The sequence below is a fragment of the Streptomyces sp. NPDC059679 genome, assembly GCF_042734105.1.
Classification (GTDB): domain Bacteria; phylum Actinomycetota; class Actinomycetes; order Streptomycetales; family Streptomycetaceae; genus Streptomyces.
In genome coordinates, this window is the sequence record NZ_JBHWES010000097.1 from 1 (window position 1) to 21,801 (window position 21,801).

The 21,801-nt window shown below is 71.0% G+C and carries 14 protein-coding genes and 1 pseudogene; 3 read left to right on the plus strand and 12 right to left on the minus strand.

Annotation, left to right across the window (positions count from 1 at the left end; translation table 11 throughout):
• The 4 genes from ACFV2X_RS50785 to ACFV2X_RS50800 all read right to left on the minus strand — a co-directional run.
• Positions 1-440 (minus strand): flavodoxin-dependent (E)-4-hydroxy-3-methylbut-2-enyl-diphosphate synthase (locus tag ACFV2X_RS50785; protein WP_385630003.1); only part of this gene is annotated, 440 nt, incomplete at its 3' end.
• A 141-nt stretch (positions 441-581) separates the two neighbouring features.
• Entirely contained in the window at positions 582-1,883 is a 1,302-nt protein-coding gene (locus tag ACFV2X_RS50790) for a M50 family metallopeptidase (RefSeq protein WP_385630005.1), read from the minus strand.
• A complete protein-coding gene (gene dxr / locus ACFV2X_RS50795; protein WP_385630007.1) occupies positions 1,880-3,145 on the minus strand; it encodes a 1-deoxy-D-xylulose-5-phosphate reductoisomerase in 1,266 nt (421 codons plus the stop codon). The genes ACFV2X_RS50790 and dxr overlap by 4 nt, the downstream gene beginning before the upstream one ends.
• Before the next feature lie 135 nt (positions 3,146-3,280).
• The gene (locus tag ACFV2X_RS50800) at positions 3,281-5,221 is read right to left on the minus strand and encodes an acyl-CoA dehydrogenase family protein (protein WP_385630009.1); all 1,941 of its coding nucleotides are present in this window, start codon (positions 5,219-5,221) and stop codon (positions 3,281-3,283) included.
• Between the two features lie 251 nt (positions 5,222-5,472).
• Between ACFV2X_RS50800 and ACFV2X_RS50805 the strand changes: the two genes are divergently transcribed.
• Positions 5,473-6,489 carry a LacI family DNA-binding transcriptional regulator gene (locus ACFV2X_RS50805; RefSeq protein WP_385630010.1) on the plus strand — a complete coding sequence of 339 codons (1,017 nt, stop codon included), beginning with the start codon at positions 5,473-5,475 and terminating at the stop codon, positions 6,487-6,489.
• A 219-nt stretch (positions 6,490-6,708) separates the two neighbouring features.
• Positions 6,709-8,754 carry a TIM-barrel domain-containing protein gene (locus ACFV2X_RS50810; protein ID WP_385630013.1) on the plus strand — a complete coding sequence of 682 codons (2,046 nt, stop codon included), beginning with the start codon at positions 6,709-6,711 and terminating at the stop codon, positions 8,752-8,754.
• Between the two features lie 110 nt (positions 8,755-8,864).
• Here ACFV2X_RS50810 and ACFV2X_RS50815 read toward each other — a convergent pair whose 3' ends face one another.
• From ACFV2X_RS50815 to ACFV2X_RS50850, 8 genes and pseudogenes are all read right to left on the minus strand, one after another.
• A complete protein-coding gene (locus ACFV2X_RS50815; RefSeq protein WP_385630016.1) occupies positions 8,865-11,045 on the minus strand; it encodes an MMPL family transporter in 2,181 nt (726 codons plus the stop codon).
• Between the two features lie 131 nt (positions 11,046-11,176).
• Complete coding sequence (locus ACFV2X_RS50820) at positions 11,177-11,845, minus strand: response regulator (RefSeq protein WP_385630019.1); 669 nt, start codon at positions 11,843-11,845, stop codon at positions 11,177-11,179.
• Positions 11,842-12,984: a histidine kinase gene (locus ACFV2X_RS50825; RefSeq protein WP_385630021.1), complete on the minus strand. Its 1,143-nt coding sequence runs from the start codon at positions 12,982-12,984 to the stop codon at positions 11,842-11,844. The genes ACFV2X_RS50820 and ACFV2X_RS50825 overlap by 4 nt, the downstream gene beginning before the upstream one ends.
• Before the next feature lie 168 nt (positions 12,985-13,152).
• The gene (locus ACFV2X_RS50830) at positions 13,153-13,854 is read right to left on the minus strand and encodes a hypothetical protein (RefSeq protein WP_385630023.1); all 702 of its coding nucleotides are present in this window, start codon (positions 13,852-13,854) and stop codon (positions 13,153-13,155) included.
• Positions 13,824-14,624 (minus strand): annotated as a pseudogene (locus ACFV2X_RS50835) (beta-galactosidase); the annotation flags it as partial. The gene ACFV2X_RS50830 and the pseudogene ACFV2X_RS50835, both read right to left, overlap by 31 nt.
• A gap of 87 nt (positions 14,625-14,711) precedes the next feature.
• Positions 14,712-15,659: a carbohydrate ABC transporter permease gene (locus ACFV2X_RS50840; RefSeq protein WP_385630025.1), complete on the minus strand. Its 948-nt coding sequence runs from the start codon at positions 15,657-15,659 to the stop codon at positions 14,712-14,714.
• Between the two features lie 7 nt (positions 15,660-15,666).
• Complete coding sequence (locus ACFV2X_RS50845) at positions 15,667-16,695, minus strand: ABC transporter permease (RefSeq protein WP_385630027.1); 1,029 nt, start codon at positions 16,693-16,695, stop codon at positions 15,667-15,669.
• Complete coding sequence (locus tag ACFV2X_RS50850) at positions 16,695-18,377, minus strand: extracellular solute-binding protein (protein WP_385630030.1); 1,683 nt, start codon at positions 18,375-18,377, stop codon at positions 16,695-16,697. The genes ACFV2X_RS50845 and ACFV2X_RS50850 overlap by 1 nt, the downstream gene beginning before the upstream one ends.
• A gap of 333 nt (positions 18,378-18,710) precedes the next feature.
• Between ACFV2X_RS50850 and ACFV2X_RS50855 the strand changes: the two genes are divergently transcribed.
• Positions 18,711-21,650, plus strand: a complete 2,940-nt coding sequence (locus ACFV2X_RS50855; RefSeq protein ID WP_385630031.1) for a glycoside hydrolase family 3 C-terminal domain-containing protein — start codon at positions 18,711-18,713, stop codon at positions 21,648-21,650.
• The last annotated feature ends 151 nt before the right edge of the window (positions 21,651-21,801 follow it).

Consider the following 21,801-nt stretch of genomic DNA (forward strand, 5'->3'; position numbering starts at 1 on the left):
TTCACCCCGATCCGGATCGGGGTGCCCGCATCCGACGCGGCCTTCGCGATCTCCTTCACCTTGTCGTCGAACTGCCGGATGTTCCCCGGATTCACCCGCACCGCCGCACACCCGGCGTCAATCGCCGCGAACACATACTTCGGCTGGAAATGAATATCCGCGATCACCGGGATCTGCGACTTCTTCGCGATCACCGGCAACGCATCCGCATCGTCCTGCGACGGACACGCCACCCGCACGATCTGGCACCCCGACGCCGTCAGCTCCGCGATCTGCTGCAGCGTCGCCCCGATATCCGCCGTCACCGTCGTCGTCATCGACTGCACCGACACCGGCGCGTCCCCGCCCACCGCCACCGACCCGACCTGGATTTTCCGGCTGACTCTGCGGTCGGCGAGCTTGATCGGAACGGACGGCATTCCAAGCGAAATCGCTGTCATTTGGCGAGCAACCCCAAGGTCATGAATGAAGGTCCCGAGATCGGCGGGCTCCGGTGTCCGAGGTTACGGCACCGCGCCCGGGCCAAGCACATTCCGGCCCCGAAGTCCATCGAATGGTGAACTTCGGGGCATTTCGCATCATCAGGAGATTTTCACCGGATTCACCACATCGGCCACCAGCACCAACAGGGTGAAGCAGATGAACACTCCGGCGATCACATAGGCGACCGGCATCATCTTGGCCACGTCGAACGGCCCCGGGTCGGGCCGCCGGACCAGCCGGGCGGTGTGGCGCCGTACGGACTCCCACACCGCACCCGCGATATGCCCGCCGTCCAGCGGCAGCAGCGGCAGCATGTTGAACAGGAAGAGCGAGAGGTTGAAGCCGGCCACCAGGAACAGCATGGTGGCGACCCGCTGGGAGGCCGGGATGTCGAGGCTGGCGACCTCCCCGCCGACCCGCGCCGCGCCGACGACGCCCATCGGGGAGTCCGCCTTGCGCTCACCGTCGCCGAAGGCCGCGTTCCACAGGTCGGGGACCTTCGAGGGCAGGGCGATCAGCGAGTCGATGCCGTCCTGGACCATATTGCCCATCCGGTCCACCGACTGGCCGAAGGACTGCTTGACCACACCACTGGCCGGAGTGAAGCCGAGGAAGCCCGCGGAGACGTACTGCCCCTCCACATAGCCGCCGTTACCGTCCGACTTGGCGACCTGGTTCTTGATGAGCACCGCATGCAGATCCTTGCGGACGCCATCGCGCTCGACGGTGATCGTCGCGGGGCCGACGGTCTTGCGGATGTGCTGCTGGAGGCTGTTCCAGTCCGAGGTCGGCTCGCCATTGAAGGCGACGATCTTGTCGCGGGACCGCAGCCCCGCGGCGTTGGCCGGCGAGTCCTTGGCGTCCTTCGGACACTTGTCGGTCGAGGCCGAGGCCGCGACCACACACTTCTGGACGGTGCCCACGGTGGTGGTCTGGGTGTTGACGCCGAAGGCCATCATCACGCCGAGGAAGATCGCCACAGCGAGCACCAGGTTCATGAACGGCCCGGCGAACATCACGATCACGCGCTTCCACGGCTTGCGCGTATAGAACATCCGGGTCTCGTCGCCCGGCTGTAGCTCCTCGTACGCGGCCGACCGGGCATCCTCGATCATGCCGCGCCACGGCGAGGTGGAACGTGCCGCTATCTTCCCGTCGTCGCCGGGCGGGAACATCCCGATCATGCGGATGTAGCCGCCGAACGGGACCGCCTTGACGCCGTACTCCGTGTCTCCCTTCTTACGGGAGAAGATCGTCGGCCCGAAGCCCACCATGTACTGCGGCACCCGGATGCCGAAGAGCTTGGCCGTGGAGAGATGTCCGAGCTCATGCCAGGCGATCGAGAAGAGCAGTCCGACAACGAATACGACGATGCCAAGGACCGTCATCAGTGCCGTCATGCGCGAGCCTCCGGAGTCGCTTCGGCCGCGCGGGCGGCCAGTTCACGGGCGCGGGCGCGGGCCCATGCCTCGGCCTGGAGGACGTCCTCGACCGTGAGCCGGGTTCCCGCGGTGGGGGTGCCGTGTTCGGCCACCACTTGGGCGACCGTATCGACGATTCCGTTGAACGGCAGCTTCCGGGCCAGGAAGGCGTCCACACACTCCTCGTTCGCCGCGTTGAAAACGGCGGGCACGGTGCCGCCGAGCGCGCCGACGTGGCGGGAGAGGCCGATCGAGGGGAAAGCGTCGTTGTCCAGCGGGAAGAACTCCCAGGTGTGCGCCTTGGTCCAGTCGCAGCCGGGCGCGGCGTCCGGCACCCGGTCCGGCCAGCCGAGACCGAGCGCGATCGGCATCCGCATATCGGGCGGACTCGCCTGCGCCAGGGTGGAACCGTCAATGAATTCGACCATCGAGTGGATATACGACTGCGGGTGGACCACAACCTCAATCCGATCGAAGGGAATGTCATAGAGCAGATGCGCCTCGATGACCTCAAGACCCTTGTTGACCAAGGTCGCGGAGTTGATCGTGATCACCGGGCCCATGTCCCAGGTGGGGTGGGCCAGCGCCTGCTCGGGCGTGACCTCGGTCAGCTCCTGCTTCGTACGCCCCCGGAACGGCCCGCCGGACGCGGTGACCACCAGCTTGCGGACCTCCTGCCGGGAGCCGCCGAGCAGCGCCTGGAAGAGGGCGGAGTGCTCGGAGTCGACCGGCACGATCTGCCCGGGCTTGGCCAGGGCCTTGACCAGCGGCCCGCCGACGATCAGCGACTCCTTGTTGGCCAGCGCGAGCACCCGGCCGGCCTCGAGCGCGGCAAGGGTGGGCGCCAGGCCGATGGAGCCGGTGATGCCGTTGAGCACGGTGTCGCACTCGGAGCCGGCCAGCTCGGTGGCCGCGTCCGGCCCCGCGACGATCTCCGGCAGCGGCTCCCCCGCCCCGTACCGCGCGGCCAGCGCCTCGCGCACCTCGGCCACGGCCTCCGGCCGGGCCACCGCGACCACCCGCACCCCGAGCCGGTGGGCCTGCTCGGCGAGCAGCCCGGGCCGCCCGCCGGCGGCGGACAGTCCGGTCACCCGGAAGCGGTCGGGGTTGCGCAGCACCACGTCGATGGCCTGGGTGCCGATCGATCCGGTGGAGCCCAGGATCACGATGTCGCGCGGGCCTCCGGTGGCGGCTGTAGCCGCCGGAAAGCGGAGGTGCGGGTCAGCGAGGGAATCCGTCATTGCCCCATTGTTGCCCGTGCCCCTCTTTGCGCCTAAACCGGCGCCGCTCTCGCGGACCTGGTTGCTCGCCTTCGTGGTTACTCAATTCATGGTTGCGCCCGGATGGGGAGACCCAGGCGCAACCACGGGGCCTCCTCAGGTGCGGGAAATGCGCCTGTGGACGTTTTCTTTCGTGGCCGGGCCGGGGGTCGCGTCGGCGATCCAGGGGCCGTCGCCGCTGGGGTCGAGCACGCCCTCCTCCAGCCAGGTGTACGAGCCCGCCAGCACGCCCGAGACGACCTTGCGGTCGAGCTCGTCGGTGTTGGTCCACAGCCGGGCGAAAAGCTCCTCGGCCCGGATCCGGGCCTGTCGGCAGAAGACATCGGCCAGCTGGTACGCCTCGGCGCCGTGGTCGCCCGTGGTGCGCAGCATCTCGGCCCGTACGCAGGCGGCGCTCATGGCGAACAGCTCCGCGCCGATGTCGACGATGCGGCCGAGGAAGCCCTGTTTGGTCTCCATCCGGCCCTGCCAGCGGGACATGGCGTAGAACGTGGAGCGGGCGAGCTTGCGCGCCGAGCGCTCGACGTAGCGCAGATGCGGGGAGAGGTCGCAGTGACCGGGGGGGCGGAATTCCGCGTAGGCCCGCGGGAGCTGGCCTGGGCCGGTGACCAGGCCCGGCAGCCAGCGGGCGTAGAAGCCGCCGGCCTTGGCGGCCGCCTTGCCCTTGTCGGACAGGGACTTGTCCGGGTCGATGAGGTCGCCCGCCACGGACAGATGGGCGTCCACGGCCTCGCGGGCGATCAGCAGGTGCATGATCTCCGTCGAGCCCTCGAAGATGCGGTTGATGCGCAGGTCGCGGAGCATCTGCTCGGCCGGGACGGCCCGCTCGCCGCGGGCGGCGAGCGAGGCGGCGGTCTCGAAGCCGCGGCCGCCGCGGATCTGGACCAGCTCGTCGGCCATCAGCCAGGCCATCTCGCTGCCGTACAGCTTGGCCAGCGCCGCTTCGATACGGATGTCGTTGCGGTCCTCGTCGGCCATCTGGGAGGCGAGGTCGATGACGGCCTCCAGGGCGAAGGTGGTCGCCGCGATGAAGGAGATCTTGGCGCCGACGGCCTCGTGCCGGGCGATCGGTTTGCCCCACTGCTCGCGGGCCGCGGACCATTCGCGGGCGATCTTCAGACACCACTTCCCGGAGCCCGCGCACATCGCGGGCAGCGAGAGCCGGCCGGTGTTGAGGGTGGTCAGGGCGATCTTGAGCCCGGCGCCCTCCGGGCCGATGCGGTTGGCGGCGGGGACGCGGACCCGGTGGAAGCGGGTCACTCCGTTCTCCAGGCCGCGCAGGCCCATGAAGGCGTTGCGGTTCTCGACGGTGACGCCTTCGGAGGCCGTCTCGACGATGAAGGCGGTGATACCGCCCTTGTGGCCCTCGGACGCGGGGACGCGGGCCATGACCACGAGGAGGTCGGCGACCACCCCGTTGGTCGTCCACAGCTTCACTCCGTCGAGGATGTAGCCGTCGCCTTCGGGTACGGCGGTGGTGGCGAGCCGGGCCGGGTCGGAGCCCACGTCCGGCTCGGTGAGCAGGAAGGCCGAGATGTCGGTGCGGGCGCAGCGGGGCAGGAAGGTGTCCTTCTGCTCCTGAGTGCCGAACAGCTTGAGCGGCTGGGGCACTCCGATGGACTGGTGGGCCGAGAGCAGCGCGCCGATGGCCGGGCTCACCGAGCTGACGAGGGCCAGGGCCTTGTTGTAGTAGACCTGGGTGAGGCCGGCGCCGCCGTACTTGGGGTCGATCTTCATGCCGAGCGCGCCGAGCTCCTTGAGGCCCTCGATCGTCTCGTCGGGGATCTTGGCCTCGCGCTCGATGCGGGCGGCGTCGATACCGGTCTCGCAGAACGAGTTCAGCTTCTCGAGGAACTTCTCACCGCGCCGTACGTCATCCGGGGCGGGGGCGGGATGGGGGTGGATCAGATCAAGCCGGAAGCGGCCGAGGAACAGTTCCTTGGCGAAGCTCGGCTTGTGCCATACCTGCTCGCGGGCTGCCTCGGCGACCCGGCGCGCTTCGCGCTCGGACACGGGCCTGACGGATGATGCGGTCATGGGTGCTCCCTTGCCGCGAATGGACAATCTCGTGACATTACCGGCACGTACGGTGCCAGTGTGCCTCCGGTCCGGCGGGGCGGCAAAGCGTGTGACCCCAGGAGGTGGAACAGCCGAGGGAAAAAGCCAGTTGAAGCGCTTCGACTATCTGGACACTGAACGCAGACGGGTCTACTGTCGATCCGCGCAGCCAGCAAAGAGCCGTTCGGCAACCCAGTCGAAGCGCTTCAATGACCCGGACGGAGTCCCGCATGGTCACCCTCGCCGAGGTCGCCCGGCACGCCGGAGTCTCCGCCAGCACGGTGAGTTATGTCCTCAGCGGCAAGCGCTCGATCTCCGGCCCCACCCGCGAGCGGGTCGAGCAGAGCATCAAGGAGCTCGGCTACCACCCGAACGCCGGCGCCCGCGCCCTCGCCAGCAGCCGCTCCAACATCATCGCGCTGATGGTGCCGCTGCGGACCGATATGTATGTGCCCGTGATGATGGAGATCGCCATCGCGGTGGCCACCAGCGCCCGCACCCATGGCTATGACGTGCTGCTGCTGACCGGCGAGGAGGGCCCGGCGGCCGTGCGCCGGGTCACCGGCAGCGGTCTCGCCGACGCCATGATCCTGATGGATGTGGAGCTGGAGGACGAACGGCTGCCGCTGCTGCGGGACGCCCGCCAGCCCACCGTACTGATCGGGCTGCCCGCCGACACCGTCGGACTGACCTGCGTCGACCTGGACTTCACGGCGACCGGCGCGCTGTGCGCCGAACATCTGGCAGGGCTCGGCCACCGTGAGATCGCCGTGGTCGGCGAGGCGGCGGCGGTGTACGAGCGCCACACCGGCTTCGCCGTACGGACTCTGGAGGGGCTGCGCGGCCGCGCCCGCGAACTGGGGCTGCGCGTGCTGCACCGGCCGTGCGAGGGCAGTTATGAGTCCATGGCCGGGGCGCTGGCCCGGATCTTCGACGAGCGCCCCGGCACCACGGGCTTCGTGGTGCAGAACGAGGCCGCCATCGACCCGCTGCTGAGCCTGCTGCGCCAGCAGGGCCGCGCGGTGCCCGAGGACGTCTCTGTGGTGGCGATCTGCCCCGACCCGGTGGCCACCGGGGCCTCGGTGCGGCTGACCTCGGTCGCGATCCCCGCGCATGAGATGGGGCGGCGGGCGGTGGAGCTGGTGGTGGCCAAGCTGGAGGGGCACGGCTCGGACGAGGTGGCACTGCTTGAGCCCCAGTTGACCGTGCGGGCGAGTTCGGGCCCGGCGCCGAGCGCCGCGCCCTGACCCGGCCCTGGCCCCGGCCCCGGCCCCGGCCCGCGGCACCCGTCCGCGCGCCCTCTCTTACCGAAACCCGCAGCGACCTCGCCCGAACTCCCGCACCGAAGCCCCGCCCCAACCCCTGAAGTCCCGCCCTCGCAGCGCCGCCGAGCCGTACGTCCCCGAAGCGATACGCCCGTAAAGCTCACCCCCCGTACGTCCACCGCCGCACCCCGAGGAGCGCCCGTGAACCCATCACCGCCGGCCACCGCCTCAGCGTCGCTCGCCCAGTCCTCCCCCACCATCGGCACCTTCAGCGAGCGCGACGGCGCGCTGGAGTGGAGCGGGCGGCAGGAGACCGTACGTCTGGAGCCGTGGGGGCCCGACGCGATCCGGGTCCGTGCCCGGCTCGGCGGGCCGCTGCTGGAGGACCTGCCAGGCGCGCTCCTCGACGGTCCGCCGAAGGCGGCCGCGAGCGTCGCGATCGAGGCCGGGGAGGCGTCGCTGACCTGCGGCGCGATCACCGCGCGGATCGGCGCGGACGGCATGATCCGGTTCCAGGCCACCGAGGACGGCCGGGAGCTGCTGGCCGAGCAGCGCGCCCACTTCTGGTGGCCGGGGCCGCGGCTGCGCACCGCCACGGGCAACGGCTACCACCGCATCGAGCAGCGCTTCAAAGCGTACGAGGGCGAGCGGCTCTACGGCCTCGGCCAGCACCAGCACGGTCTGCTGGACCAGAAGGGCGCCGTGCTCGACCTGGTGCAGCGCAACTCCGAAGTGACGATCCCGGTCCTCACCTCCAGCCGCGGCTACACCCTGCTGTGGAACAACCCGGCCATCGGGCGGGTCGAGCTGGCCGCGACCGGCACCCGCTGGGTCGCCGACAGCGCGCGCCAGATCGACTACTGGATCACGGCGGGGGACCCGGCGGCAGCGCAGCGCCGCTACTCCGCGGTGACCGGCCGCGCGCCGATGCTGCCGGAGTGGGCGGCCGGGTTCTGGCAGTGCAAACTGCGCTACCGCAACCAGGAGGAGCTGCTGACCGTGGCCCGCGAGCACAAGCGGCGCGGGCTGCCGATCGACGCGATCATCTGCGACTTCTTCCACTGGACACATCTGGGCGACTGGAAGTTCGACCCGGTGGCATGGCCCGACCCGGCGGCGATGACGCGGGAGCTGGCCGAGCTGGGCATCAAGCTGGTGGTCTCGGTGTGGCCCTCGGTCTCCCCGCTGAGCGAGAACCACGCCACGATGGAGCAGCGGGGCTTCCTGGTCGGCACCGAGTACGGGCCCACGGCGCACGCCGACTGGCCCGATGTGCGCGAGGGAGAGCGGATCCACGTCGCCTTCTACGACGCGACTCATCCCGAGGCCCGGGAGTTCATGTGGTCGCGGGTGCGGGCCAACTACCTGGAGCCGTACGGGATCCGCGCCTTCTGGCTGGACGCCTGCGAGCCGGAGCTCAAGCCCGGCTTCCCGGCGAATCTGCGCTACCACGCGGGTCCTGGCCTGGAGGTCGGCAACCTCTACCCGCGCGAGAACGCCCGCGCCGTCCACGAGGGCATGCGCGCGGCGGGCGAGGAGGAGGTGGTGACCCTCAACCGCTCGGCGTGGGCGGGCAGTCAGCGTCACGGGGCCGCCCTGTGGTCCGGCGACATCGGCACGGACTTCGCGACCCTGCGCCGCCAGATCGCCGCCGGGCTGAACGTCGCCCTCTCCGGCATCCCGTGGTGGAACACCGACATCGGCGGCTTCCACGGCGGCGACCCGGACGATCCGGCGTACCGCGAGGTGCTGATCCGCTGGTTCCAGTTCGGCGCGCTGTCGCCGATCATGCGGCTGCACGGCTTCCGCGACCCGGGGCTGCCGCTGGGTCCCGGGATGACCGGCGGCCCGAACGAGGTGTGGTCGTACGGGGAGGAGGCCGAGCGCATCCTCGGCTCGTATCTGCGGCTGCGCGAACGGCTCAAGCCGTACGTACTGGCGCAGATGCGCGCCGCCCATGAGGAGGGACTGCCGCCCATGCGCCCGCTCTTCCTCGAGTTCCCCGGCGACGAGGCGGCCTGGGGCGTCGCGGACGCCTTTCTGCTGGGGCCCGATCTGCTGGTCGCCCCGGTCCTGGAGGCGGGCGCGACCGAGCGGACCGCCTATCTCCCGGCGGGGGCGCGCTGGACGGACGCCTGGACGGGTGAGAGCTGGGAGGGCGGTACGACGGTGACCGTGCCCGCCCCGCTGGACCGGATCCCGCTGTTCCTGAGGGACGACGCGAGGCTGCCGGTACGGGAGCCCTGACGGCCCGTGGCCGGCCGGGCGCCCGGGGCTGTCCGGGCGCGCCGGCCGGTGCCGCTCGCCTCAGGTCGGCTCAGGCTGCCTCAGGTCGGCTCAGGCTGCCTCAGGTCGCCTCAGCCGGCGTCCGGCCGCTCCAGCGCCACCTTCGGCAGCAGCCGGGCGAGGGGCGCGGGCAGCCACCAGGCGCGCCTGCCGAGCAGCCGCATGACGGCCGGCACGATCAGGCAGCGGATCACCACGGCGTCCAGCAGGACGGCCACCGCGAGCCCCAGGCCGAACTGCTGGAGCATACGGCTCGGACTGAGCACGAAGGCGGCGAACACCACGATCATGATGGCGCCGGCCGCCGTGATCACCTTGCCGGTGGCCGCAAGACCCTCACGGACCGCGTGGGAGTGGTCCTTCGTCCGCTCCCACTCCTCATGCATACGGGAGACGAGGAACACCTCGTAGTCCATGGAGAGGCCGAAGACGATCGCGAAGATCATCACCGGGATGAACGCCTCGATCGGGCCGGGCTGTACCCCGAACCAGCCGTGCTGGAAGACCAGCGTGATCACGCCCAGCGCGGCGGCGATGGACAGCAGGTTGAGCAGCGCGGCCTTCAGCGGGATCAGCAGGGAGCGGAAGACCGCCATGAGCAGCAGCGTGGAGAGGCCGACGACGACGGCGACGAACAGCGGCATCCGGTCCGCGACGGAGTCGGCGAAGTCCTGCGCGGCGGCCGTGGACCCGCCCACCAGGTAGTCGGCGCCGGTGCGTTCGCCGAGCCGCGGCAGGACGCGGTCGCGCAGCGTGTGCACGAGATCGGCGGTGCCCTCGTCCTGCGGGGAGGTACGGGGGAAGGCGAGGACGGTGGAGACGGCGCCGTCCTCGGAGGGCAGCGGCGGTGTGGTGGCGGCGATGCCGTCCGTACGGGCGAGCGTGGTCCGCAGCTCCCTGGCGGCCGCCGCGTCACCCCGGCTCACCACGACCAGGGGGCCGTTGAACCCGGGTCCGAAGCCCTCGGCGAGCAGGTCGTAGGCCCGGCGGCTGGTGGACGTGGTCGGATCGTTGCCCGCGTCGGCGAAGCCCAGGCGCAGGCTCAGGGCCGGGGCGGACAGCGCGAGCAGCGCCACGACGGCCGCCAGCAGCGCGGACAGCGGGCGCCGCTGCACGGCGGAGGCCAGGGCCCGCCAGCGCCGGCCCTCCTCCTTCCCCTTGGCCCGCGCCCGGTCGGCGCGCCGCAGCACCTGGCGCTGGACGCGCCCGCCGACTACGGCCAGCAGCGCGGGCAGCAGGATCAGGGAGGCCGCCATGGTGACGAGCACGGTCAGCGCGACGGCGAGCGCCACGCCCTGCAGCGCGCCCAGGCCCAGGGCGACCAGGCCGAGCAGCGCGATGATCACGGTGCAGCCGGCGAAGAAGACCGTGCGTCCGGCGGCGTCCAGCGCGGTACGGGTGGCGGTGTGCGGGTCGGCGCCGCGGATGAGTTCGTGCCGGTAGCGGTAGAAGATCAGGAGCGCGTAGTCCACGCCCACTCCGATCCCGACGAGCATCATGACGGGCGGGGTGAAGTCGGCGACCGTGAACAGGTGTGAGGCCAGGGCGATCAGACCGATGGCGCCGCCCACCGCGAACAGGGCGGTGACCAGCGGCAGCGCCGCCGCCATCAGCGAGCCGAACAGCAGGACCAGGATGACCAGCGCGGCGAGCATGCCCGCGCCCTCCGCGGCACCGCCCGCCTCCTCCTCGGCGCCGCGCACCGCCTCGCCGCCGAGCGCGACCTCGAGGCCCTGTCCTTCGGCGGCCTTGGCGGTGTCGATGATCCTGGTGATGTCCCGCTTGGGTACCTCCTCCGCCTTGCCGTCGAGGGTCACGGTCGCGTAGCCGACGGTGCCGTCCCGGGAGAGCGCGGAGGCGTCCGCGTACGGGCCGCGCACCTCGGTGACGGAGGGCAGGCCGCGGACCCGGTCGAGCGTCTTCTCGATGGAGCCGCGCTCGGCGCGCAGCCCGCCCTCGTCCTTGAAGACGATCTGCACGCTGTCTCCCGCCTGCCGGGAGCCGTGCTCGGTCAGCAGGTCGGTGGCGGTCTGCGAGTCGGTGCCGGGCAGGGCGAAGTCATTGCGGTACGCGCTGCCCGCGGCCTGCGATCCGACGGTGATCCCGGCCACCACGAGGATCCACAGCAGCAGGGCGCTCCAGCGGTGGCTCTGGGACCAGGCAGCGAGGCGCCCGAAGGCGCCCGTACGGCCCGGGGGTCGGCCCGCGTCGGGTTCGGTGGTCGCGGACGTGTCGCGTGGCGGAGACTTCATGCCCCGAAGCATCCGGGCCCGGTCCGCCCCGGGGCGTCAGCCCACGGCGGACACTCGCGGTACCCCAGCGGTTGGCGGGCACCCGGCCGACGTACTCCCCCGGTCGTGTGGCTGGGCGACCGCGGGGCCGCTTAGCGCGTCAGCCAGCGGGGGCTGACCATGCCCGACTCGTAGGCCAGCACCACCAGTTGGGAGCGGTCCCGGACGTCCAGCTTGGTCATGATGCGGCTGACGTGGGTCTTGGCGGTGGCCGGGCTGAGCACCAGCCGGGCGGCGATCTCGTCGTTCGTCAGCCCGGCGGCCACCAGCCGCATCACCTCCCGCTCGCGGTCGGTGAGGGCGCGCAGCCGCGGGCCGGGGTCGGGGGCCTGGACCCGTCCGGCGAACTCCGCGATGAGCCGGCGCGTGACGGAGGGGCTGATCAGCGCGTCGCCGCGGTGCGCCACCCGTACGGCGTGGATCAGCTCCTCCGGTTCGGTGTCCTTGACCAGGAAGCCGGTGGTGCCGGCGCGCAGCGCGCCGTAGATGTAGTCGTCCAGGTCGAAGGTGGTCAGGATGACGACCTTGACGCTCTCCAGGCGGGGGTCGGCGGTGATCCGCCCGGCCGCCTGAAGACCGTCGGTCCCGGGCATCCGGATGTCCAGCAGCGCCACGTCGGGGTGCGTCTCGCGGCAGGCCGCGACGGCCTCGTCGCCGTCGCCCGCCTCGGCCACCACCGTGATGTCGTCCTCGTCCTCCAGGATCGACCGGAATCCGGCCCGCACCAGCCGCTGGTCGTCCGCGAGCAAAACCTTGATCATGATTGTCGGGGCGCTCCGTTCCCGTGCGGCAGCCGCGCCCGTACGGCGAATCCGCCGTCCCGGCCGGGACTCGTGATCAGTTCGCCGCCCAGTGCGCGTGCGCGCTCGCGCATGCCGCTGATGCCGCTGCCGGACACGGTGCGGGCCGGGCCCCGTCCGTTGTCCGTGATCTCGATCCGGACCTCGCGGGGCGCGTATGAGACACGGACGGTGACGGCGGTGGCCCGGGAGTGCCGGGCCACATTGGTGAGTGATTCCTGGACGATGCGGTAGGCGGCGAGCTCCACCTCGGTGGGCAGCGGCTGCGGCTCGCCGCTGGTGTGCGCGCGTACGTCGAACCCGGCCGACCGCGCCGACTCGACGAGTTCGCCGATCCGGGCCAGGCCCGGCGGCGGCGCCGTGGGCGCCTCCTCGTCGATCTGCCGCAGCACCCCGAGGGTCGCCCGCAGTTCGCGCAGTGCCTCGCGGCTGGACGACTTGATCGCGGCGAGGGCCGTCCCGGCCTGCTCCGGGTCCTTCTCGAGCCGGTGCAGGGCGGCCGTGGACTGGACGCTGATGAGGGAGATGTGGTGGCCGATGACATCGTGCAGCTCCCGGGCGATGCGCAGCCGTTCTTCGCCGGCCGCGCGCCGCTCCACCTCGTGGACGTACGCCTGGCGGCTGTGGCGCAGCCATCCGAGCGCGACCACCGCGACCAGCCAGCCGGTGAGCATGAAGAGGGCGACCCCGTTGACGTCCTCGTTGCCCGCCAGCGTGCCGACGCCGACGGCGACGACGCTGAGCGCGGCGATGGCGACGGCCGCTCGCAGCAGCCCCTGGGCCGCGACCGCGTACAGCGCGACCACGAACGCGACGAGGAGGGGGCCGTCGTAGACGCTGGTGAGGTAGTACGCGGCGGTGGCGGCCAGCACGCCGAGGGCGACGGCCACGGGACGGCGGCGGCGGAACCAGAGCGCGCCGCAGGCGGCGGTGATCATCGCCAGGTCGAGGACGGTGCCCGGCCAGGGCTCCGCGCGCTCGCCCACCAGCGGTCCCATGCCGCCGCCGACCGCCAGCGCGAAGACACCGCCGACCAGGGCCGCGTCCGCCCACTGGCCGCGCGGCGGCCGGACACGGGCGGCAGAGCCTTGGAGGACCATGCGCCCAGCCTAGGGCCGCCTCGGGTACGGGCCCTTCCTCCGCGCGGCGGAGCGAGCGGGCCCGCGCCGCAACCCGGGGAGTACGCGCGGCGCCGGGGGCACAACCGGTGGGGTACGGCGTGTGCCGCCGCCCCTGGGGGAACGGCGGCACACGGTCGGGCAGTGGGATCAGCTGAAGGAGACGTTGAAGCTGTTGGTCTTGAAGTCCAGACCGCCGGCCGAGGAGGTGATCTCGTAGCCGAACTGGACGTCGCCGATGGTCACATCGCCGAACCAGCCCTTGGTGTTCTTGATCCAGTTCACGATGGCCTTGATGTCCACGGAGCCGGAGCTGGAGTTTGAGGTGCGGATGAAGGAGAAGACCTCATTGGCGCCGTTGCTGCCCTTGTAGACGGTCCAGCTGTGGCCGCCGAGGGTGAGGCTGCCCTGGGAGGTGCCGAGCGGACCCACCGGGCCGGTCTTGTTCATCCAGAGCATGATCTCGTAGTCGTAGTTGGTGTCCCAGATGTCGTACGAGGTGTTGTACGCGCCCGAGGACGGCACGGTGACGTTGTAGCTGCTGTTCAGGCTGCCTATGGCGCTGACCTTCTTGCCGACGACCCGCTTGGCGTTGGGGTAGGACTTGATGCCGCCGGTATTGGGGTGGTTGGCCCAGACGCCCCAGTCGGTGTACGAGTTGGCCCAGATGGTCTGGGCTCCGGCGCCGGAGCCCCAGATGTTGTTGTAGAGCGTGTAGCCGCCGTTGGACCAGTTGCCCCACTGGTCCGAGGAGGACCAGGTGGCGGCGTGGGCGGGGGCGGCGGCGAAGCCAATGAGCGCGAGGAGCGCGAACAGCGGGGTCAGGAAGAGCTTTCGAGCCTTTCGGTGCACGGTGCTGCTCCCTTCGGGTGGGGGGAATCGAGCGGGGCCAGGACCACGGCCGCGGAGCGGTCGAGGCCGACCTCGGTGTCGTGCACGCGGCCGGTGAGCAGATCGGTCCGCGCGGACGGGAGGGGACGGCCGCGGGGGTGCGGCCGTGGTTGAGGAGGAACAGGTGCTCGCCGCGGAACACGGCCTCCACGCCCTCGGGGAGGCCGGGCAGCGGTGCCCGCAGCCCCGCCTGGTCGGCGGCGCGGGCCGGCAGGGCGCGCAGCGCGGCGGGGGCGGGCAGGGTCCCGGTCGTCCTCGTCGGCGACGCCGGTGAAGAAGCCGCAGACCAGGGTGGAGCCGCCGCGTACATAGCCGGCCAGGTTGTCCAGCGACTCGTCGGTGAGCAGATACAGCCGGGGGACGGCGACCAGGGCGTAGTCGGTGAGGTCGGCGTGCGGATGGGCGAAGTCGGTGGTGAGGTCCTGCTCCCACAGGGCCCGGTGCCAGGCGCGTACGAGCTGGGGGTAGTCGAGGCGTGCGGAGGGGCGGCCGTCCCGCACCATCCCGGAGTGGAACTTCTCGCTGCCCTGCCGCGACTGCCGCCACTGGAAGAAGCAGACGGCGTCCGCGCCGCGCGCCACGGCCTGCGGCGACCACAGGCGCATCAGCCCGGGCGGCTTCGGGTGGTTGACGCCGCGCCAGTTGACCGGATTGACCTGGGCCTCGCCCATCAGCCGTACGTCCTCGCGCCAGACGCTCCGCGGCCACTGCTCGGGGTTGTAGTCGCCGCCGTAGAGGATGCGGCCGCGGGTGACATCGCTCAGCTCGGGCATCGCTCTCTCGCTTCGGGTCGGCCGGCAAAGGAAAGTGGCGCGGGGCTAGCCCTTGATGGCGCCGGTGAGCATGCCCTTGGTGAAGTGCTTCTGGACGAAGGGGTAGAGCACCACGACCGGGATCAGCGCGAGCACCATGACGGCCATCTGGACCGCCAGACCCGGGACCTGGCTGCTGGAGATCATCTGGGACATGCCCTGCGGCGCCTGCTGCTTGATGACCAGCTGGCGCAGGATCATCTGGAGCGGCCACATGTCCTGGTCGTTGAGGTAGAGCATCGCGTTGAACCACTGGCTCCAGTAGCCGACCGCGTAGAAGAGGGAGACGACCGCGATGACCGCCTTGGACAGCGGCATCACGATCTGCAGCAGGATCCGCCACTCCCCCGCGCCGTCGATCCGGGCGCTGTCGATAAGCTCGGGCGCGGTGGTCTGGAAGAAGGAGCGCAGCACCAGGATGTTGAAGACCGAGATGGCGCTGGGCAGGATCATCGACCAGTAGCTGCCCTCCAGGCCGACCCCGGTGACCAGCAGATAGGTCGGGATCAGACCGGCGTTGAAGAACATGGTGACGAGCAGCACCATCAGGATCGGCCGGTGCAGGAATGACCCGCGGCGCGACAGTCCGTACGCGCACAGGATCGAGACCACCGTACTGATCACCGTGCCCACGGCCGTCAGGGCGAGGCTGACGATCGCCGCGCGGGTGACCGTGCCGCCGCCGAGCAGTTCGGAGTACGCCCGGAAGGTGATCGTCTTGGGCACGATGACCAGCCCGCCGGCGTCGGTGATGGCCTTCTGGTCGGAGAGGCTGGTGACCACCACCACCCACAGCGGCCCGAGGATCGCCAGGCAGACCCCGGCCAGGGTGGCGCCCTTGACCCCCTGGCCGGCCTTGCTCGGCTCCTCCTCCCACACCGGGCGTCTGCTGTCGCGGCGTGGCGGGGCGGCCGGGGCGGGCGGCGCGGCGGCCCTCTGCGCGGTCACCGTCATATCGCTGTCATTTCTGGTAGACCCCCTGCTCGCCGAGCATGTGGGCGACTTTGTTGGCGATCAGGACGAGCACCAGGCTGAAGGCGCCCTTGATCAGGCCGCCCGCGGCGGCGATCCCGTAGTCGGTGTTGGCGATGCCGACCCACCACACATAGGTGTCGAAGACCTCGGAGGCGCCCGGCCCCACCGCGTCGCGCTGCAGCAGGATCTGTTCGAAGCCCACGGTGAGCGAGTCGCCGACGCGCAACACCAGCAGCAGAGCGATCACCGGGCGCAGCGCGGGCAGCGTGACATGCCACATCCGCCGCCAGCGGTTCGCCCCGTCCACCGCCGCCGCCTCGTACAGGTCCTGGCTGACGGCGGAGAGGGCAGCGAGGAAGACGATGACGCCCCAGCCGCCGTCCTTCCACACCAGTTGCGCGGTGACCAGGAACTTGAAGACGCCGGGGTCGGTCATCAGGTCGAAGCCCTCGTACCCGTGTTGGCGCAGCTGCTGGGCGAGCAGCCCGGCGCCGCCCAGCATCTGCTGGAAGACCGTGATGACCAGCACCCAGGAGAAGAAGTGCGGCAGGTAGAGGATCGACTGCACCAGCCCTCGGATCCGCTGGCTGAGCACGCTGTTGACCAGCAGGGCGAGCGCGATGGTGAGGGGGAAGAAGAGCACCAGCTGGATGAAGGTGATGCCGAGGGTGTTGGCGAAGGCGTCCCAGAAGCGGCTGTCGTCGAAGAGGAGGGTGAAGTTGTCGAGGCCGACCCAGGGGCTGGTCCACAGCCCCTGGGTGAACGGGTCGTAGTCCTTGAAGGCGACCGTGGTCCAGATCAGCGGGACGTAGTTGAACAGCGCGAGCAGGCCGACGGCGGGCGCCACCATCAGCAGCAGGGTGCGGTCCCGGCGCAGCCGCTGCCACCACCGGATGCCGCCGTCCGGCACGGCGGGCGGCGGGGCGGTCGGCGGCCCGGACGCGGCGGGGCCGCCGCGCCGCGCGGATCTCGCGCGGCGCGGTTTACCGGCCCGGCTGCCGGTGTCCAGTGCCATCAGGCGCCGCTGCCGTTCTTGTCGAGGAGCTTCGCGTACCAGTCGCGGAGCTTGTCACCGCCGCCGCTGCGCCAGTCGCTGATGGCGCTCTGGGCGTCGCGGATGGACTTGCGGCCGCGTACGACGTCCTTGGCCAGGTCCTCGAAGGGGGTGTAGAGGGAGGCGTAGCGGTTGGGCTCCTGGATCTGCATGCCGTAGAACACGGGCTTCTTGGCGAACCTGCCCATGCGCTGCATCCAGCCGCAGTAGTCCTTCACCATCTGCGGGAAGTCCGGGTAGGCGACGGTGGCCTCGGGCGAGACGATGAAGCGGTAGGTGTCCTGGACCTCGGTGACGCCCTTGGAGTTCTTCACCGGGGCGCCGTGCTTCATGGTGTGGTGCACGCCCTCGACGCCGTAGTCGATCAGACGCTGCTCCTTGGTGCCGTAGGGCGCGGCGATGAAGTTGGCGACGGCCAGGATCTCCTCGATCCGGTCCTTGGAGAGCTTCTTGTTGAGGAAGGACCAGATGTTGGCGGGCGGGCCCAGGTAGAGGGTGGGGTCGCCGCCGTCGGCGCCGAAGAAGTCCATCCCCTGGATCTTGAAGTCGGGGTTGGGATCGGCCTGTTCGAAAGTGGCGCCGTACCACTTGGCGTCGCCGTCGTTCATGATGAGCGACTGGCCGGAGGTGAAGCGGGTGAGCGAGTCGTTGGCCTTGCCCGCGACCGCGTCGGGGTGGACATAGCCGCTCTTGAAGAGCTTGCGGCACCACTCCAGGGCCTCGAGATAGTTGTCCAGTTCGACCTTGTGGACGAGCTTGCCGTCCTTCTCCACCCAGTAGAACGGCTTCTCCCCCGGGCAGCCGAAGATGATCTGCGCCGACCACCACATGTCCTCGCACGCCCACACCTTGCTCTTGGGCCGGGTGATCTCCTTGGCGAGGGCGAGGAATTCATCGGCGCTCTTGGGGACCTCGTAGCCCTCCTTCTTGAAGATGTCCTCCCGGTAGAAGGGGATCACACCGCCGAGCGGGCGTGCGGGCATGGGCAGACCGCGGAGCTTGCCGCCGAAGACCGACATCTGCCAGGCGGCGGTGGGGATGGCGGCGAGGTTGGGGTACTTCTTGACCTTGTCGCCGGACAGATACGGGCCCAGGTCGGCGAACTTGGCGCTGATGGCGCCCATCAGCTTTCCGCCCATCTCCCACTGCGGGATCATCACGATGTCCGCGATGTCCCCGGAGGCCAGGACGGCGCTGAGCTTTTCGCCGTACGTGTTGCCGTCCTGCGGCTGGAAGGTGATCTGCGCGCCCAGGGCCTCGTTGACGGCCTTGTAGTAGGCGCTGTTCTTGGGCGGCGGGGTGCCCCAGAGCGGTTCGAAGACGGTGTAGCTGCCGCCCTTGCCCGGTTTGCCCTTGACGGAGGCGACCAGCTCGGCGGTGGGCCTGGCCTGGGTGAAGCCGGGGCTCGAGCCGTTCACGCTCGGGATGTCGGGCTTCACCACCTGGGAGGCCGCATGGGTCGGCAGCAGCTTCTTCAGGTCCTTGCCGGATGTCGTACCGCCCTTGCCGGTGGACTCCTCGGTGGAGCACGCGGACAGCAGCGGGACCCCTCCCGCGACGGCCACCGCGGCGACGGCCGCGGAGGACAGGACGGTTCTCCGGCTCGGAGTGGAAGTGGAGGCCGAAGCCTGGGAGTTCGGCATTGCGTCAACCCTTCGTGGCGTACCCGCCGTGTGACCGATGGTCGAAGCGCTTCAATGTTGCGCTGAGGTTAGGTCGGGGGGTGAGGTCGCGCAAGACCGGTACCCAATAGATTCGTTGGCCGCGCGGCGGAGCCGCATATCAACGCAGTCCGAGAGGATCTGCGGAGCTCTGAGGCGGTCTGCTTCATCATGACTATTCCCGCAACTTCATGACGTCATGGGGTTGTTGCCACTTCGAGCCTTGACATCCGGGTGACACCACACCAGCATCGAAGCGCTTCGAATGACATTGACACCCCGACCCCACTGACACGACCGTGAGGGGATCCGCGCGTGAGCGGCTGCCAGGCCACCAGCGAGTCGACGAGTACGCCCTTCCGTGATCCGCGGCTGCCCGACGGCGAGCGGGTGGCGGACCTGCTGGCGCGGCTCACCCTCGACGAGCGGATCGCGATGCTGCACCAGTTCGCGCCCGCGGTGGAGCGGCTGGGCCTGGCGGCCTTCCGCACCGGCCAGGAGGCGCTGCACGGCGTGGCCTGGATGGGGCCCGCGACGGTCTTCCCGCAGGCGGTGGGGCTCGGCGCGACCTGGCACCCCGAACTGCTGCGGCGGATCGGCGAGGCGGTGGGCACCGAGGTACGGGCCATGCGCGCCCGCGACGAACGGGTGGGGCTCAATGTGTGGGCGCCGGTGGTGAATCTGCTGCGCGACCCGCGCTGGGGCCGCAACGAGGAGGGCTACGCCGAGGACCCGTACCTCACCTCGACGCTGGCCGCCGCGTACACGCGCGGACTGCGCGGCGACGACCCGGCCCGCTGGCGCACCGCGCCCGTCCTCAAACACTGGCTGGCGCACAACAACGAGACCCACCGGGACACCACCTCCTCCTCGGTACGGCCGCGCGTACTGCACGAGTACGACCTCGCGGCCTTCCGCGGGGCGGTGCGGGCGGGCTCGGTGGCGGGTGTGATGCCCGCGTACAACCTGGTCAACGGGCGGCCCAACCACGTCTCCCCGTATCTGCGGGAGCACTTGCGCACCTGGACCGAGCAGGAGCTGGTGGTGTGCTCCGACGCGGGCGCGCCCTCCAACCTGGTGGACTCCGAGCACTACTTCGACACCCATGAGGAGGCGGTGGCCGCGGCCCTGCTGGCCGGGGTGGACAGCTTCACCGACCACGACCAGGACGCGTCGAAGACCGTCGAGCGGGTGCGGGGCGCGCTGCGGCGCGGGCTGATCGACGCGTCGGTCGTCGAGGTGGCGGTGCGGCGGCTGCTCGCCATGCGCTGCGCGCTGGGGGAGTTCGACCCGCCCACAGAGCCGGCGGGGAAGGCCGGGTTCGATACGCCGGGGCACCGGGCACTCGCCCTGGAGGCCGCCGAACAGGCCGTCGTCCTGCTCAAGAACGACGGGCTGCTGCCGCTGTCCGACGCCACGGCGGGCACCGTCGCGGTGGTCGGCCCGCTCGCGGACGAGTGCAAGCTCGACTGGTACAGCGGCAGCCTGATCCGCCGCAGCACACCGCGCGAGGCGCTGGGGAGACGGCTCGGCGCGGAGCGCGTGGTGTTCGTGGAGGGGACGGACACCGTGCGGCTGCGCGCCGCGGCGGGGTGGGTGCGGGTCCCGGACGCGGAGGTCGGGGAACGGGCGCTGGAGGGCTCGCTCAACCCGGCGCACACGGCCGGGCGCACCGACCTGCCGCCGCTGACCGTCGGTCCCGCGCCCACCGATCTGGCCCTCGCCGACTGGGGCGGCGGCGTGCTCACGCTGCGCGCGCCGTCGGGGCGCTATCTGACCGTGGTCGAGGACGGGTTCGTACGGGCCGCGGCCGAGCAGCCCGGGGGCTGGGTGGTCCAGGAGACGTTCACGCTGGAGCGGCACGGCGACGGACATCTCCTCCGGCACAGGGGAACGGGCGGGTACGTCTGTGTCGCCGCCGAGGGCCTGAAGGTTGCCGTGCCGGACGGATCAGCGGAGGTGGCAAAGGCGCAGGCGGAGGCGGAGGTCTTCACACTGGAGGTCGTCGAACGCGGCGAGGACGCGGTCGCACGGGCCGCCGCGGAGGCCACCACCGTGCTGGTCCTGGCGGGCAACGACCCGCATATCAACGGCCGCGAGACCGAGGACCGCACCACCCTCGCGCTGCCCGCCCAGCAGGACCGGCTGTGGCGCGCCGCCCACGCCGCCAATCCGCGCACCGCCCTGGTGCTGGTCGCCGGCTATCCGTACGCGGTGGGCGAGGCCGCCGATGTACTGCCCGCGCTGCTGTGGTCCGCGCACGGCGGCCAGGCGGCGGGGACCGGGCTCGCCCGGGTGCTGTTCGGCGATGTCTCACCGGCCGGCCGGCTGCCGCAGACCTGGTACGCCGGCGAGGAGGAGCTGCCGGACCTGCTCGACTACGACATCATCGCGTCCCGCGCCACCTATCTGTACTTCGACGGCGCACCGCTGTTCCCGTTCGGGCACGGCCTGTCGTACACCCGCTTCGCGTACGGGGACCTGTCGGTGCAGCGGACCGCGAGTGAGGGTGAGGGGGCCGTGCTCACGGTGGAGTGCGAGGTCACCAACGTCGGCCCGTGCGACGGCGACGAGGTGGCGCAGATCTACGTCAGCGCCCCGGGGGCGCGGGTCCCGCGCCCGCACCGCCGGCTCATCGCCCACCGCCGGGTCCCGCTGCGCCAGGGCGAGACGGCGCGGCTGTTCTTCACCGTCCCGGTCGACGAGGCGCTGAGCTTCTGGGATGTGGCACACGGCCGCTGGACCGTCGACCCGGGCACGTACGAGATCCACGCCGGCGCCTCCAGCGCGGACATCCGGCGCACCGCCACCATCGCCGTCGACGGCCCGCCGCCCGCCCCGCGCCCGGTGCTGGAGCGGGGCCTTGCGGCGGCGGACTTCGACTCGGCCGACGGGATCAGGCTGGTGGACCTGAGCAAGGTGCGCGGCGACGCGGTGGCCGGCGCGGACGACACGATCGGCCGGCTCCTCTTCCGCGCCTGCGACTTCGGGGCGGGCGCGCGGACGGTCACCGTGGAGGCGGCACGCGCGCAGGACCCGGAGGGTACGGGGGCGGGGGCGGCTGATGCGGCTGCGGTCGAGCTGCATCTGTCCGACGGCACCACGCTCGCCTCGGTCGCCATCCCGCCGACCGGCGACCCGTACCGCTACACCACCGTGGGCGCCACCCTGCCCACTCCCCCGTCGGGCGTGCATGACCTGCACATCACGCTGCGCGGGGCACTGAGACTGGCTCGTCTCGGCTTCTCCGGTTGAGGGTCCGGAGCCGCCATAGGACGGGCCCGGCCCGATACGACGGGCCCGGCCCGGTATGACGGGCCACGCGCCCACGCGGAGGACCTACGTCACCCTCCGCGTGGGCGCTCATCATGAGGCCGGATCGGGGTCAGGCGCATCAGCGCGTCAG

Bases quoted from the DNA above. Each gene is read 5' to 3' on its own strand.
- ACFV2X_RS50790 (WP_385630005.1), bottom strand. From the start codon at position 1,883: ATGACGGCACTGATGACGGTCCTTGGCATCGTCGTATTCGTTGTCGGA.
- dxr (WP_385630007.1), bottom strand. From the start codon at position 3,145: ATGACGGATTCCCTCGCTGACCCGCACCTCCGCTTTCCGGCGGCTACA.
- ACFV2X_RS50800 (WP_385630009.1), bottom strand. From the start codon at position 5,221: ATGACCGCATCATCCGTCAGGCCCGTGTCCGAGCGCGAAGCGCGCCGG.
- ACFV2X_RS50805 (WP_385630010.1), top strand. From the start codon at position 5,473: ATGGTCACCCTCGCCGAGGTCGCCCGGCACGCCGGAGTCTCCGCCAGC.
- ACFV2X_RS50815 (WP_385630016.1), bottom strand. From the start codon at position 11,045: ATGAAGTCTCCGCCACGCGACACGTCCGCGACCACCGAACCCGACGCG.
- ACFV2X_RS50820 (WP_385630019.1), bottom strand. From the start codon at position 11,845: ATGATCAAGGTTTTGCTCGCGGACGACCAGCGGCTGGTGCGGGCCGGA.
- ACFV2X_RS50825 (WP_385630021.1), bottom strand. From the start codon at position 12,984: ATGGTCCTCCAAGGCTCTGCCGCCCGTGTCCGGCCGCCGCGCGGCCAG.
- ACFV2X_RS50840 (WP_385630025.1), bottom strand. From the start codon at position 15,659: ATGACGGTGACCGCGCAGAGGGCCGCCGCGCCGCCCGCCCCGGCCGCC.
- ACFV2X_RS50845 (WP_385630027.1), bottom strand. From the start codon at position 16,695: ATGGCACTGGACACCGGCAGCCGGGCCGGTAAACCGCGCCGCGCGAGA.
- ACFV2X_RS50850 (WP_385630030.1), bottom strand. From the start codon at position 18,377: ATGCCGAACTCCCAGGCTTCGGCCTCCACTTCCACTCCGAGCCGGAGA.